At 42.7% G+C, this 14935-nt stretch carries 12 protein-coding genes; 7 read left to right on the top strand and 5 right to left on the bottom strand.

Features of this window, described 5'->3' with window-relative positions:
* Positions 1-18: 18 nt before the first annotated feature.
* A complete protein-coding gene (locus NYE35_RS04250) occupies positions 19-666 on the top strand; it encodes a response regulator transcription factor (RefSeq protein ID WP_036684906.1) in 648 nt (215 codons plus the stop codon).
* Positions 650-2059, top strand: coding sequence for a sensor histidine kinase (locus NYE35_RS04255; protein ID WP_341120233.1), 1410 nt, complete (start codon positions 650-652; stop codon positions 2057-2059). Before NYE35_RS04250 ends, NYE35_RS04255 begins: the two co-directional genes overlap by 17 nt.
* Before the next feature lie 193 nt (positions 2060-2252).
* Here NYE35_RS04255 and NYE35_RS04260 read toward each other — a convergent pair whose 3' ends face one another.
* The 3 genes from NYE35_RS04260 to NYE35_RS04270 are packed head-to-tail and all read right to left on the bottom strand — an operon-like array spanning position 2253 to position 5305.
* Positions 2253-3392, bottom strand: a complete 1140-nt coding sequence (locus NYE35_RS04260) for a DHHW family protein (protein WP_341120236.1) — start codon at positions 3390-3392, stop codon at positions 2253-2255.
* 20 nt (positions 3393-3412) lie between these two features.
* A complete protein-coding gene (locus NYE35_RS04265; protein ID WP_341120238.1) occupies positions 3413-4798 on the bottom strand; it encodes an MBOAT family O-acyltransferase in 1386 nt (461 codons plus the stop codon).
* 6 nt (positions 4799-4804) lie between these two features.
* The gene (locus NYE35_RS04270) at positions 4805-5305 is read right to left on the bottom strand and encodes a DUF4358 domain-containing protein (protein ID WP_341120240.1); all 501 of its coding nucleotides are present in this window, start codon (positions 5303-5305) and stop codon (positions 4805-4807) included.
* A 227-nt stretch (positions 5306-5532) separates the two neighbouring features.
* On the opposite strand from NYE35_RS04270, the gene NYE35_RS04275 reads away from it, so the two are divergent.
* Both NYE35_RS04275 and NYE35_RS04280 read left to right on the top strand, forming a co-directional pair.
* Positions 5533-5970, top strand: coding sequence for a HEAT repeat domain-containing protein (locus NYE35_RS04275; RefSeq protein ID WP_036684913.1), 438 nt, complete (start codon positions 5533-5535; stop codon positions 5968-5970).
* A gap of 11 nt (positions 5971-5981) precedes the next feature.
* Complete coding sequence (locus tag NYE35_RS04280) at positions 5982-6560, top strand: SMI1/KNR4 family protein (RefSeq protein ID WP_076098672.1); 579 nt, start codon at positions 5982-5984, stop codon at positions 6558-6560.
* A gap of 88 nt (positions 6561-6648) precedes the next feature.
* Here the strand turns inward: NYE35_RS04280 and mbcS are convergent, their stop codons facing one another.
* A complete protein-coding gene (gene mbcS / locus NYE35_RS04285) occupies positions 6649-8244 on the bottom strand; it encodes an acyl-CoA synthetase MbcS (RefSeq protein ID WP_036684916.1) in 1596 nt (531 codons plus the stop codon).
* A 169-nt stretch (positions 8245-8413) separates the two neighbouring features.
* Here mbcS and NYE35_RS04290 point away from each other — a divergent pair, with 169 nt between their 5' ends.
* Positions 8414-8935, top strand: a complete 522-nt coding sequence (locus NYE35_RS04290; RefSeq protein WP_036684918.1) for a GNAT family N-acetyltransferase — start codon at positions 8414-8416, stop codon at positions 8933-8935.
* 186 nt (positions 8936-9121) lie between these two features.
* Complete coding sequence (locus NYE35_RS04295; protein ID WP_038568796.1) at positions 9122-9826, top strand: hypothetical protein; 705 nt, start codon at positions 9122-9124, stop codon at positions 9824-9826.
* A gap of 98 nt (positions 9827-9924) precedes the next feature.
* Here NYE35_RS04295 and NYE35_RS04300 read toward each other — a convergent pair whose 3' ends face one another.
* Positions 9925-10050 carry a DUF4023 domain-containing protein gene (locus NYE35_RS04300; protein ID WP_051491363.1) on the bottom strand — a complete coding sequence of 42 codons (126 nt, stop codon included), beginning with the start codon at positions 10048-10050 and terminating at the stop codon, positions 9925-9927.
* Between the two features lie 168 nt (positions 10051-10218).
* On the opposite strand from NYE35_RS04300, the gene NYE35_RS04305 reads away from it, so the two are divergent.
* On the top strand, positions 10219-14565 hold the full coding sequence (locus NYE35_RS04305) for an S-layer homology domain-containing protein (protein WP_341120242.1): 4347 nt from the start codon (positions 10219-10221) through the stop codon (positions 14563-14565).
* Positions 14566-14935: the final 370 nt, after the last annotated feature.

A 14935-nucleotide genomic window follows, 5' to 3' on the forward strand; every position in this document is an offset into this window, starting at 1 on the left:
TAGGAAGGAGAATCTACTTTGAATATTTTAATTGCGGATGATGAGAAACATATGACCACTATATTGAAGACTTATTTTGAAAAAGAAGGCTATAACGTTTGGACAGCTGCGGATGGTGAGGAGGCGCTTGAGCTCTTTTTTTCGAATAGGATCGATCTTGTGGTGCTGGATTGGATGATGCCTAAGCGAAGCGGTCTTGAGGTCTGTAATGAAATCAAGAAGGTCAGTTTGGCTAAAGTTGTAATGCTGACCGCAAGGTCTTCCCATGATGATGAATTCAGTGCCTTGGATATAGGGGCAGATGAATATATAAGAAAACCATTCGACCCACGGATTTTGATGCTTAGAATTAAAAAAATGCTAGGCACTGAAAAAGTGGCTGCGATTAGGGATTTAGAAATCGATTTTGAGCGGAAGAAAGTGTACAAGAATGGGGCCGAACTGGCGTTATATAAAAAAGAATTTGAATTGCTAACCTTCCTGTACGAGCATAAAGGACGTATTTTATCCAGAGATGCCTTATTGTCTGCGGTTTGGGGAATGGATTATCTGGGTGAAGAAAGAACGGTAGATACGCATATTAAGAGGCTGCGCGATAAGATTGGGGCTGACCACGTGATCACGCATAGGGGAATGGGGTACAGCTTTCATGATAAAAATTCATAAAATAAGTACGAAGTTATTGATCATGGTGAGCATTATTTTGCTGATTGTTTTTGGTACGTCTTATTTCTTGCACAACTATTTCTCAGCAGATTATTACCTATACAAAATGAAAACCAAGATCAACACCATTTATGACGAAGTAAAGGATCTCCGTTTGGATCAACTCATGGAAAATGAAAGCAGGATCGAGAACAATAATAACGTAACGATTGTTAGGGTTGAAAACAGTGGAAGTACAGCAGAAATTAACGAAAATATTCAATTTGCGTTGTTTAAAGATAAGGTGGCACTTAATAAATTTTGGATCACAGATGAGGTATTACAAAAAGTAAAACAAGGCAACACGGTTAATCTTTTATTTAATCAGGGTAAATTGAAATCGAGTCTGTTAACGAAAATATATGAGCAGGATAACAGTCTAATCCTCATCGGAACTGTGGTTGTGCACAATACAGATGCCCTGACCCTCGTAAATCAATTCAGCTTTTACTCCATTCTACTGGGGATTATTATCAGTTTGTTGTTAGTGGCTTACTTTTCAAAAAAGATCATTACACCGTTAGAACAATTGCAGGATGTCGCAAAGGATATATCCAATCTCGATTTTAAACAAGTGACGATTCAAACGGGGGATGAGATCGAAGAGCTCTCGAAAAGCATTAGCCAGATGAGTCAGCGTCTAAAGAGCACCCATGCCAAATTGGAGGAGAAAAATCAAAGTTTAAATACCCTTATCTCAAGCATTTCGCATGAAGTGAAAACACCATTATCCTTAATCCAAGCATATACGATTGGCATTCAGGACGGTCTGGATGATGGCACGTATACGGATATCATTTTGGAGCAAGTGAAGTATACGTCGGATATGGTGGATTATTTAATTAAATTGTCCAAGATCCAGAAGTCAGAAGTGCATAAAGAGCCTTTTGATCTTAAAGAGCTTCTGCTAAAAGTGATCTCACAATATAATATTACGTTAAAAAATAAAAACATAACCTTAATGAGCGACTTTCATTCGCTTGAATCCTCTATCGTTGAAGAAGATATCAGCCAAATCGAGATAGTATTCAACAACTTAATTAGTAATGCCATTAAGTATGGTGAAGAGGATTTTTTTGAAATAAAACTACGGAGTGACACTACGCGTACATTAAAATTTACGATCTCCAATAAAACCACTCGCCTAAAAACGGAGCATTTAGCGTATATCTGGGACCCATTCTATGTAATTGAAGAGTCTCGAAATAAAGAAATCTCCGGTACTGGACTTGGCCTGTCCATCGTCGCGGAGATTCTTGGCAAAAATGATCTGAAATACGAGTCCAGATTAGAGGACTCATATATTAGTTTTAGTATTTGGTTTGAAGTTAAGGAGGGAATTTTGGAACTGTAGGAGCGTTAGCGTTCGCCTGAAAGCTTTCCGAAGGAAAGCTCGCATCGGAAGCATAAGCTGTCTCCGGATGTTATCCGCTGATAGCGGTAAAATCAAAAACATCTGGAGACAACAGCGACCGAAAGTCCAACATTCCCGCAGTTACGCCCATCACCATATTAAAGGTCTTTTCACCGCATCCATCGCAATATCATTAATTAAGCTTCAAAAGCGCCGCATTATCAATAAAAGTAGCTGTATTAAAAAGCAGCAAGACATCCTTGATGTCATTTTGAGCCATATAGTCACTGATGTTTCCATTATAATAACGGATGTCGATCACATGGATTTCAGGCACATGCTGAGTCAGGAAAGGAATAACGCTATGTGCATAGGAGTCTTTGATGACAAGCAGCTTTTCCTGTTTGACTGTTGTTGGATCAAGCTGGCTGGTGATATTCATGAGCGCATGTACGCCCCCTAAGAAATAAGAGTACTTATCTTTTTTCGCCAGATAACTTGGGTCATACATACTTGTTAAAGTCTCACCGGTATCTTCAATGTACATTTGGGTGGATACCTCATGATTAGGTTTGTACATTTGAATGGAGTCAGGTGTGACCCCGATAAATTGCCCCCGGGTATGATAGCTCCCGAGAAATGAATTACTCACAGTCTGAATCTGGTATTCGCTCCGGGACAGAGGCTGCCAGCCCATGCTTTGAGCATAGGCTGCATAAGCTAAGTAGGCACCGTAGGTTGTCCAGTGATGGTCGGTTCGATAGTAAATGGGTTCTGCGGCATGTGGGCTAAGAACATCAAATCCATTTATAAAAGTAAGGCTATCTCCTACATCCTTAGCTATTGTTTGATTCACCTCAGCTTGCGAGTACACAGGAGCTAACCAGGGTAGACGTTCCTTGTACAAGCCAACCGATGTTGGTGCGAGTAAGAAAGTGGTGTTTGCATCAGGATTGTTATCGGCAAAGCGTTTCACAGCTGCTGCATATTGCTGAACTTTAGTGTAATCAGGTGCTGCAAATTTTTCGAAAAGATAGCCGTCTTTTCCCTTATAGATTCCGTTATTCTCTTGCTGCAGCCTCATCTGTTCCACCGCCGATTTCACCCATACCCATTTGGCCCGAAATGGAAAATGATCGGTTACAAAGCTTTCGGCCTCTTCCGCATAGGTGTGGGATAATAAATTGTCCCATGTCAGATGGGGTGCCTTTTGCAAATACCGGTTCTCAAGCTCAGAGAAACGCTGAACAGGCAGTAAGAAAAAAAGGATAGCGACCAGAAATAACGTTGCAGCAAATCCCCCAACCAGGATTCGATCCGTCTTCAGCTTCATAAACAATCACCCCCTAATGGTTAGAATCGGAAATATAAAAATGGATTAAAGGTTGCATCTACTAAGTAGGCTACAGATAGGAAAAATAACACGCCATACCAAACAAGAGCAGGAACCGATCTAGAATCCATCCGCTTGGAGAGCTTCACAGGTGTAGAGGCAAAGGTTAACACCACGAGTAGAATCGCGTTCGTGTAAGTGAAGTATAAAGTGGTATTATTCCATAACGGCTGTCCATTAAAGCCAAGCATCGCTTGTAAGTAGCCAATGACCAGAGGAAGTTCTTCAAAAGCGAATAAGACCCATCCCATGAGTATAAGTACTACAGCATATAAATGTCTTGTCCAACGGGGGAGGTGGCTTAATAGCTTTAATCCCCACCATTTTTCAAAGATAAGAATGACCCCGAAGTATAATCCCCAGAGCAGAAAATTCCAGCTTGCCCCGTGCCAGATACCCGTGAGCAGCCATACGATGAGGATGTTGCGCACTTGAACGCCTAACCCCCGGCGGTTGCCTCCAAGCGGGATGTAGACATAGTCACGAAACCAACTGCTAAGGGAAATATGCCATCTCCGCCAGAAGTCAGTAATACTCTGAGAGATATAAGGTTTGTTGAAGTTCTCGTTAAAGCGGAAGCCGAACATGAGACCGAGACCAATAGCCATATCCGAATACCCGCTGAAGTCAAAATAGATCTGAAAAGCAAACGCAATAATCCCAAGCCAAGCGGTTAAAGCAGGCAGGGAATCTAGGTTGGAGCTGGATATGGTGTGCCAGAGCAGACCGATGTTGTTGGCGAGCAGTACTTTTTTGGCTAATCCGATTATGAATCTCCGTACACCTTCTGCGAACATGGGGATATCGACCGAACGTTCACGTAGTTGCCCGGCAATGGTGTTATATTGAACAATCGGACCTGCTACTAACTGTGGAAACAGCGCTACGAATGTACCGAAATCAATCCAATTGCGTTGTGCTTTCGAAGTTCCTCTATAGACGTCAATAATATAGGACATGGATTGAAAAGTATAAAATGAAATCCCAATAGGTAAAGGTAAATCCGTTAAAGGAATATGTGTACCGAGGAGTCCATTTATATTTTGGATGAGAAAATCTGCGTATTTAAAATACGACAATAAGCCTAGATTAATAATGACGGAACTAACCACAATCCACTTGCGCTGCACCGCAGTCAGCTTTGGTCTGCTGAGCAGTAGACCAAAGCTGTAATCTGTAATGGTGGACAGCAACATGATTACAATGTAGACAGGTTCGCCCCAAGCATAAAAAACCAGGCTGCTTAAAAACAATATGAGGTTTTTGATTCGCCAGGGCGAAACATAGTAGAGCGCTAGGACAGCCGGCAGGAATAGGAATAGGAAAAGTAGGCTGCTGAATACCATGGTTATTTATTTTTCTGTGAAGTAAGTATCGAAGTCTGCTACGAGTTTATCTTGATCCGCAGGATCAGCAATAACGAACAGGAAATAGTTACCCTTTTTAATAAGTTTATAGTTTTTAGCATTTTCGTATTGATCAGGCAGATAGGTTTCGAATTGTTTTTGAACATCTGTTGCACGCGCTTTGATGGCATCCTCAACAGTGGTCATATCTTTTACATCTTTAACTTTCAGAACGGCAATTTCGTTAGTTTTCACATTCATCATAGGCATTCTAATGCTATAATCTTCAAGCAATTCTGGGTTGAGATGATATAGCTGTTCGACTGTAGCCGCATCAAGCTCCATTAATGATGGCTGCTCTACTTTGCTCAGCATTTGATCGACCATTTCTTTTGCAGTTAGATTCGTTACAATGGCAGCTCCATTGTTACTGTTGTTGCTGGAACAGGCGCCAAGCACCACACTTAGTACAATGGTTAACGCTAGCATGAAGGTATGCTTTTTCAACTTAGGTCACTCTCCTTGATGTATTGTCTGAATTTCTCTAGTTACTAACGTATATAGTCGATAGAATGTTGCGCTGGATACTTACTTCGGATACTTTACCCATATTTTTGCGGAAATATGATATTCACATTAATTCATGCAAAGATCTTCCTCTCTTAGCTTGCGCAATGGTTGGTTATACTGTTACTGTAAGATAGATAGTTTTTAATAGAAGGGGATTGAACGGAATGATCGAAGAACTGAACAATGAACTACCGGAGAATTATGAGGAATTAAAGAAAGCTGCCAACCGCTCTGCGGATTGGAGAGCACGTCTAGAAGCAGTTGAAGAGCTGGGACAGACCAACCACAAACAAATTATCGATATCCTGACGCGTTTAATGGAGAGCGATCCTGTATATACAGTTCAAGAAGCTGCTTACCTTAAGCTGAAGGCTTTTGGTGAAGACGTTAAGGTGCCATCGAAGAACAAGCCTGAACTAGTTAAAGGCGTATCCAAGATCCTGCTGAGAATTAAAAAGAGCCTGCCAAGAGATCATTCTTACGAGGACTTCAAAGAGAAGCTGAAGAAGATGAGAGTTGACGTGTACGACGCTTATGAAGGTGAAAAAGGCGCTGACTTCGATACGTGGCTGATGAAGATGTGGACTTCTGCGAATAAGTAAAGGATGACAATATGCACACCAATAAATTGACAGAACAATTTCAAGAATACCTTAAGCTGTCCGCAGAATTACGCCCTGATTATATTGCCAGCTTGGGCAAGGGCGGTAACGAAGCAAAGATTACGGCAGTTTTGCCGGAGACTCCTGAACTGCTGAAAGCTATTTATAGCACTGTCTCAGGGACAAGCAGTGAGGAAGAGGAACCAAGCCTTATCGAATTTATTCCAGGGTACCGCCTGATTCATATGGATGAATATGAAGAGGAGATGAAGGTATTAGCTGGGATATTGGAGGAAAAAGGTCAACATCCTGATGGAGTTATCTTGCCTATCTTAACGAACTATGGCAGTGATTTCATTTGTTATTATAAGTCTGCCGATGGTGTGGAACAGGTATGTGACCTGCTCCATGATTTCGGCGATTTAATCGTGATGTATGATTCGCCCGATAAATTCTTGGAGACCTTATGCGAGTTCTACAAGCAGGAGGTTTATTTCCTGGATGAAGAGGGCTACCTCGATTGCGATTTAGTATTAGAAGGCGAAGTTGGCGCGGCGCTGAACCCGGATGCGAAATATTGGTCCGAGTAACGACCTGATGCCAAATAAATAAGAGCAGCAGTCCATTTATGGACCAGCTGCTCTTTGTTTTTTAATAAGGTAATCTTTATAGCTATGTTTATTCCTGCGCAGCTTGGTTCTCTTGCTCACGAAGCTCTACTCGCCGTATTTTACCGGAGGTCGTCTTCGGAAGATCCTGAATAAACTCGATTTTGCGCGGATATTTATAAGGGGCTGTCCATTCTTTAACATGGGATTGCAGCTCTTTTACAAGCTCTGGTGAACCAACAATCTCATCCTTGAGCACGATAAATGCTTTAACAATGTGCCCACGGATCTCGTCTGGACTGGCTACGACCGCACATTCCTTAACGGAGGCATGCTTCATCAATGCTTCTTCTACCTCGAAAGGACCGATAGTGTAACCTGAGCTAATGATAATGTCATCCCCACGGCCCTCGAACCAGAAATAACCATCTTCATCTTTTTTTGCCCGGTCGCCGGTTATGAAGAATTCGCCGTGTGTGGAGCTTTCTTTTCTACCGGGATCTTTGTAATAAGTGTGGAACAGGGCTGGCATACTCAAATGTACGGCAATATCACCAACCACTCCAGCAGGTAGTGGCTTGCCGTCTTCGTCCACAACCTCGACTAAGCCGGGTGCGATTGATTTACCCATAGAACCAATGCGTATTGGAGTATCTTTGAGTGTTCCGATAATTAGGGTGCTTTCCGTCTGGCCGTACCCATCACGGATTGTGATATCGAATTCACGCTGAAAGGTGTTAATGACCTCTTGATTTAATGGCTCTCCCGCAGATACTGCACAACGCAGGGTAGACAAGTCGTAACGACCTAAGTCTTCTGTTTTAGCCATTAGACGATATTCCGTTGGGGTGCAGCATAATACTTGAATTTTGTGATCCTGCAATAGCTGCAAATATTTTTTGGGATGAAAGGATCCACTATATACAAAACCTGTAGCTCCGTTGCCAAGAACGGTTAAGAAGGGACTCCAGATCCACTTTTGCCAGCCGGGAGCTGCTGTTGCCCAGACGGTGTCAGATCCTTGAATATCCAGCCATTGAGGTGAGGTGATCCGCAAGTGAGCATAACCCCAGCCATGACTATGAACGACCGCTTTAGGGTTGCCGGTAGTACCTGAGGTGTAGGCGAGAATAGCCATATCATCCCGGCGGCTTGCGACTGCTGTGAAGGTATCTGGTTGTCCGACCATCAGACTTTCTAGATCTAGCCAGCCTTCACCGAGTTCGTCTGAGCTGCCAGATACGGAAAGACGGTAATCGAGAGCAGGAAGATCCTCTGAGATTTTATTAACTTCCCCGGTTACTTCGGACCAAGCAATAACCGCTCTGGCTTCAGAATGGCGCAGGCGGTAGGATAAATCTTTGGCACGCAGCATTTCTGAGGATGGAATGATGGCAAGTCCTTGTTTCAGACAAGCTAAATAGATGACATAAGCGATGATGCGGCGTGGAACCATAACAAGAACACGATCCCCTTGTTGCAGCCCAAGCTTCGCAAGTCCTCCGGCCAGCCGGTTAGCTTGTTTGCGTAATTCACCGTAAGTAATTTCCTCATAATCTCCTTGCTCATTTAACCACTTAAGCGCAATCTTCTCAGGAGCATGGCTTTCCATTTCCGAAGTGAGATTGTAGAACTCAGGTGCGATCCATTGCTGATTATCCAATATGAACCTCTCCTATATCAAACAAGATGTGTATAACTGTTCTATTTAGTATATCACGTTATCCTAGTACCAGGTACTAGTACCTTGAGTTCTTAATGAATTTCGGGTTAAGATAATATGTGTAAGGTATACTTATAATAGACCACAAATCCAGAAAGTGAGAACTTATGTTATGAATCACACAACTTTTGATGAAATATTCGCTATTATGGAAGCCTCATTTCCTACTTCTGAGATCAGAACCTTTGAGGGACAACAGGAGTTATTGGACGTTCCAGATTATCGTCTCATTACCGAGATGAACTCTGAGGGTAAAATTGTTGCTTTTATGGCCTGCTGGGAGTTTCCCGGCTTTCGTTTTGTAGAACATATAGCAGTCGACCCAAGCATTAGAGGCGGAGGAATTGGTAAAAAGCTGATGACTGAATACATCAGTCTATCTAACAAGCCTGTCCTTTTGGAAGTTGAGCGGCCACTGGGTGAAATGGAGCAGCGGAGAATTGGCTTTTATGAGCGGCTGGGCTTTCATTTGAATCCTTACGATTATGTGCAGCCTCCTTTGCGTGAAGGAAATGAAGACTTACCACTCTTAATTATGACTTACCCTAACCCTGTTGATGAAGAAGAATTCCAACTTTATAGAGAAATTTTATATTCAGAAGTGTATAAGGTTACAACTCCGTATCAAGGTTAAAGCTCTCAGCAATCCGTTAAATCCTTATGGGATAAGCGGGTTGCTGTTTTTTTTATACAAACCAGAGCTCCAGATGAATAGTTTCTTTACAAATTGGGTACAAGTTAAATACAACTTAGAGACATATTCTTTTAAAACTTGAGCTAAAGTAAAAACCGAGATTGATCTTCTAAGGAGGCATAACATATGAAAAGTAAAAAGTTCATTATAGCAACGATGGTATTTGGGATGGCAATCACAGGTTCAGCTGGTGTGTACGCGGGAACTAAGCTGCAAAAAATCACCGCATATCTTAATCACAGCATTGGATTTAAAGTGAATGGTGCAGCTTATACGCCTGTTGATAATAAAGGTAACACATTAGCTCCGATTACTTATAACAATACAACCTATCTTCCTGTACGTGCCTTGGCTGATGTGTTGAAGGTGCCAGTGACTTTTGATGCGGCAGCGAATCAGGTCATTCTGGGTACTGGAACTGTGGTGCCGGATAAAGATACATTAACACCAGTACAGTACAGCAACGCTCAAAAAGAACAAATTTCTAAAGCTTTTGCAAATTTCGATGGGTTTAAAACGGTTTATGCACCAGCACAAATGGTGAGTGGAGACGCTTATCAAAAGGCAGCTAGCTCTGAAGATGGAGTGTACTTTTTGTTCAACCATATGAGGGTGAACGTTTCTCCACGTGACTACTCCTATGATTACAAAGGCGATACCGTAAAGCTCTCCAATGGTACAGAAGCTAAGTGGTACAGCCCTACCAGCGATTCATTGTTTTTGACCTATAAACTGGATGATCGTTTTGTGACGATTAGTTCTCCAGACAAGGCTTTGAGCAAGGCGCAATTAGAGAAGGTAGCAGTGAATGTGGTGAAATGGAGTAAATAACTCCTTTAAAAGCAAAGCTCAATTTACAAAAAGTAAAGCAGCAAGTCACTCCGATCCGGGAGGGCTTGCTGCTTTTTTTGTTTTCGTGTCCGCGTGTTCTATTTACTGTGCTGTTTATTAGGCAGCTTTTGGCTTGGTGTTCCTTTACCGTGATTCTGTTTGTTCTTTTCTGCTTTCTTCTGGGTGTCGTGTACTTTGTCTACAAAAGCTTGAGTATCGTCCATGTTTGTCCTCCTTGATCATAACCTTGCCGTTACTGTAACCACTTTTGCCTGATTAAATACACAAGCCGTTTTTACAAACTAGTGGATCAATCCGTACATTGTGAAAATATTTAGTAGTTACTATGAATGGATGCAAGCATTTCATAATAACAGTAAGGGAGACTGATTATGAACAGGTTATTAAAACAAGCAGTATCCATGACACTAGCCTTCGTTATGGTACTGGGACTTACATTTACAGGAATGCCAGCTTTTGCAGAAGACAGCAATGAGGATGCTGGATTACTGCAATTACAAACGCTAGAGCCAATTACACTACTGGCGGGCAATTCTACATGGAAATATCTAGATAACGGAACGGATCAAGGTTCGGTATGGCGGTCTGTTTACGATGATTCTACATGGGCATCAGGCCAAGCGCCGCTTGGTTATAAAGATTCTGGGGCCGGAGTCAGCAGCAAGCAATTTGGTGCTCTGAATACAAATATAAGCTACGGCTCGGATAAAAAGAAGAAATATCGTACTTCCTATTTCCGGACAAATGTAACTGTGAATAAGGAAGAAATTACAAAATCGGATAAAGTATTGGGTAATTTTGCATTTGATGACGGAGTTGTGCTGTATCTGAACGGTGCAGAAATCTACCGCGAGGCTATGCCAGCTGGTGAAATCGACTATCAGACACTTAGTACAACTAATGGCAGTGATCCAAATGAGTATACAAAGGTTGACCTAACGGAAATCGTAAAAGCCAATCTGAAGGATGGAAGTAATGAGCTTTCAGCTGAAGTTCACCAGACAGGCGACACTAGCTCTGACCTTTATTGGGATATGAGCCTGATTGCTTATCCTGTAGTGGAGACAGTAGAACCTGGAGTTGGGAAGCCAGATTCTATCGCAATTACTTTTAATGGCAACCCGCAGACTAGTATGGGATTTAACTGGTATGCACCTGAAAGTGTGACTGGCACCAAACTGGAAGTGGTAGAAGCTTCTAAATTGGAGAATGGCCAGTTTCCAGCGGCAGGAGCTCAATTGTATGAAGGAACATCCGTTACAACTAGTGTGTATATGACAAAAGCGGATAAATCAGCTAAAAAACCACTTGTGCTAACCAGCCATAAGGTAATAGCGGATCATCTGCAGCCGGGCACGGAATATGCTTACCGTGCTGGAGATGGACAAGCTGATAATTGGAGCGACGTAGGAACTTTTAAGACAGAACGTTCCAGCAACCAAGCTTTTAAATTCCTATATACAACGGATTCCCAAGGGACAACTGAAGAAGATTTTGATATCTGGAATCATACCCTTCAAGAAGGATTGACTAAATTCCCGGAAAGTGAGTTTATTCTGAATTCTGGTGATTTGGTGGATAACGGTGATATTGAGGAGCAATGGGGATGGTTTTTCAATAAGCCTAAGGATATTTTAGCGAATATTCCGTTGGTGCCTTTGGTAGGCAACCATGAAAGCAAAAATTATAGCAATTATAGCTCTCATTTTAACTTGCCGAATGTATCGAATACAGGTGCGAAACCTGATGGTTCTGTATATTCTTTTGACTACGGTTCAGCGCACTTTATGGTAATTAATACAGAATATTATGGTGCAAGCTCGAATCTTGAGAATAACGAAATTTACAATAAACAAGTGGAGTGGCTTCGGAGCGAAGCGGCAAAAAGCAATCAGAAATGGAAGGTTGTGCTTCTGCATAAATCTCCTTATTCCGTTGCCAATCACACCAATGATACAGATGTACTCTTTTACAGAGCGCAATTAACGAAGGTGTTTGATGAGCTTGGTATCGACATGGTAATTGGCGGGCATGACCACACCTTTGCTAGAAGCTATCAGATGTACAACAACAAACCATTGACGGATATTGTTCCGGACTCAAACGGAGTAGTAACTGATCCTAAGGGTACTTTATACCTGATTACAAATGCAGCGGGCAATAAAAAATACAACGTAGCTTCAGGAACATTCCCGTTTGCAGCTAAATACGGACAGCCTGGCAAGGAAATGTTCACGGGGATGACGGTAACGAATGATGAGCTATCTTACGAAGCCTACACCACAACAACTGGTGGTTCTACAGACTTGTATGATAACTACAGCATTCATAAATCGGAAGTAGCAGTTAAACCTGTGCAAAATGCAAAGGCTACTGCAGCAGATGGTGGTAAAATAACGTTGACTTGGGATGCGCCTGCTTCCGGTGCACCAGTGTCTGGATATCGTATTTATGAGCAAAATGAACTGGTATCCGCAAATTGGACGGCCAGTGTTCCTAATGAAGAAGGTAAAACTTCTTATACTTACACTGTAGAAAATACTAATTCAAACCAAACCTATCAATTTGTTATCAAAGCTGTAAGTGAAAGAACAAATTCAGAAGCTGCTATCGCTTCAACGGATTCGATTAAAAAGGTTACAGTTACCTTTAATGGCGACCCAGTGAGTGCAAAAGGCTTCACTTGGTACACAGCGTTGAAGTCTACTGGAAACGATCTGCAGGTTGTAGAAAATACGGGCGTTACTCCAGACTTTGCTAAGGCTGCTGAGTTTACAGGACGTTCGGCGGTTTCCAGAAATTCAAAAGATGAATTAGTTCATAAAGCGGAAGCTTCTGGCCTGAAAGCTGATACAAAATACTACTTCCGTGTAGGTGATAAAGCACTAGGCCTGTGGAGTGCAGTGGGAACTTTTGAAACTGCCGCTAAGACAGGAGCATTTACTTTCATCGATTTGGCTGATACACAGGCTAAGACCGAAGATGAAGCGATTCTTTCCGGTGAAACGATGGCAAAAGCACTTACGACGTTCCCGAATGCTGAGTTTGTGGCGATTAACGGAGATATCGTAGATACCGGAACTAATGAATCACAATGGAATTGGTTGCTTGGTCATTCGCAGGATACCCTGCTTAACACGACCATCGTGCCTGTTGCGGGGAATCATGAGGATAAGGCAAATGCCTTCTATGAGCACTACAATATTAAGGAAGCACCGGGCTCTGCAACAGAAACTGGAGCATATTATTCCTATGACTACAGCAATGCTCACTTTGTAGTCCTAAATACAAATGAGAATTCAGATGAATTTGCTAACTTCAGCCAAGCGCAGTTGGATTGGATGAAGGCTGACGTAAAAGCAGCGAAGGCTGCTGGTGCGAAGTGGATTATCGTAGCTATGCATAAAGGTCCATACACAACCTCTAACCATGCTACTGACAAAGACATTATGGGTACAAATGGAGAAAGAGCGAAGGTTGCTCCAATGATGGCTGAACTGGGCATTGACTTGGTTCTTCAAGGACACGACCATATTTATGCCCGAACCAAGCCAATTAAAGCTGATGGAACTGCGGCAGACACAGTGAAGATCAAGGAAAGCTTCAATGGTCAAACTGTAGAGTACACAGTAAATCCAGATGGAACGATTTATCTGATCCCAGCTACAGCGGGAGCGAAGGTTTACTACAAGAACATGAAACCAGAATTGGGAGATGCGTATTATAATCTCTTCGAAGTAGCAAATGAGAATACAGCAGCTAAATACGGACCGGACCCAAGTGATGCTACGCGTCCAAAACGCGGTCAAGTTCAGACCTTTGTAGGTATTACTGTAGATGCTGGCAAATTAACAGCTGTATCTTATGAGATCGATCAGAATATTAATGATGCTAAACCATACGTTCTGGAAGAGTTCGGTATTATTAAGGAAGCAGATCCTGAAGTAAAACCAACACCAGAACCTACAACAACGCCGACAACGGAACCGACAACAGCGCCCACGACGGAACCGACAACAGCACCAACGACAGCACCAACAGCAGCACCAACAACAGGATCATCAACAGGTCCAGTGGCAACAACAAAACCGACAGCAACACCAACGCCAACAGTAGCACCAACAGCTACACCAGCACCAACAACGGTGCCTACACCATCTGCAACGCCAGTAGTCAAACCATCATTGACGGATACTGGCAGCCATTGGGCAGCAGCGGCTATTGAGAAGGCAGTAGCAGGAGGCTTCGTTAGCGGTTATCCGGATAATACTTTCCGTCCTAATCAGAAAGTAAATCGGGTTGAATTTATCACTATGCTGGCTCGTGCCCTGCAATTGCCGGACAGTGGTAGCACTTCAAGCTTTAAAGATTCAGCGAAGATTCCGGCATGGGCTAAGTCCTTTGTAGCTCAGGCAGTAGCTTTGCAAATTATCAGCGGCTATGACGATGGTACCTTCCGTCCTACGCAGGAGCTTACTCGCACTGAATTGGCAGTTATGGTTGTTAGGGCTCTGGGTATTACAGTAGATCCAAAAGCGACCTTAACCTTCAATGATGCTAAGGATGTACCCGCATGGGCAGTGCCATATATTGCGGCAGCAGTAGAAGCGGGCATTGTGAATGGCATAGGACAAAATCGTTTCGCACCTAACCAAGTAGCCTCCCGGGCCGAAGCAGTAACAATTATTCTGAACTTGCTGGAGAAGCAAGGAAAGTAACTAAATCGGATGGTTTGAAAAAAGATTGCCTCAAGGTCATCGTTGATGACGGAGAGGCAATCTTTTTTTCGTTGCTGGGTAGTCTGAGGGAGGCGGCGATACGGTGGTGCGGCGTGAAAGAGAAGCAAAAGTGCCTCTGATTTGAGCGAATACGGCGGAGTGGCGGAGATAAGAGGCAAAAGAGGCCACGCTCCTTTATCCTCTTTATATTTTCAACCAACATATGTTTAACAACCCACTCATTGCCAGGATATCGATCCCTGCTGGCGCGATAATCTTTAATTTATCCAGCATATCTTTAATTTTGCGGCTATTTGTAAGGAAAGATCTGGGTTAGATTAGGGTGGACTAATCAAAGTAAGACAGGGGG

The organism is Paenibacillus sp. FSL L8-0494 (assembly GCF_038003695.1).
GTDB classification, from domain to species: Bacteria; Bacillota; Bacilli; order Paenibacillales; family Paenibacillaceae; genus Paenibacillus_AQ; species Paenibacillus_AQ odorifer.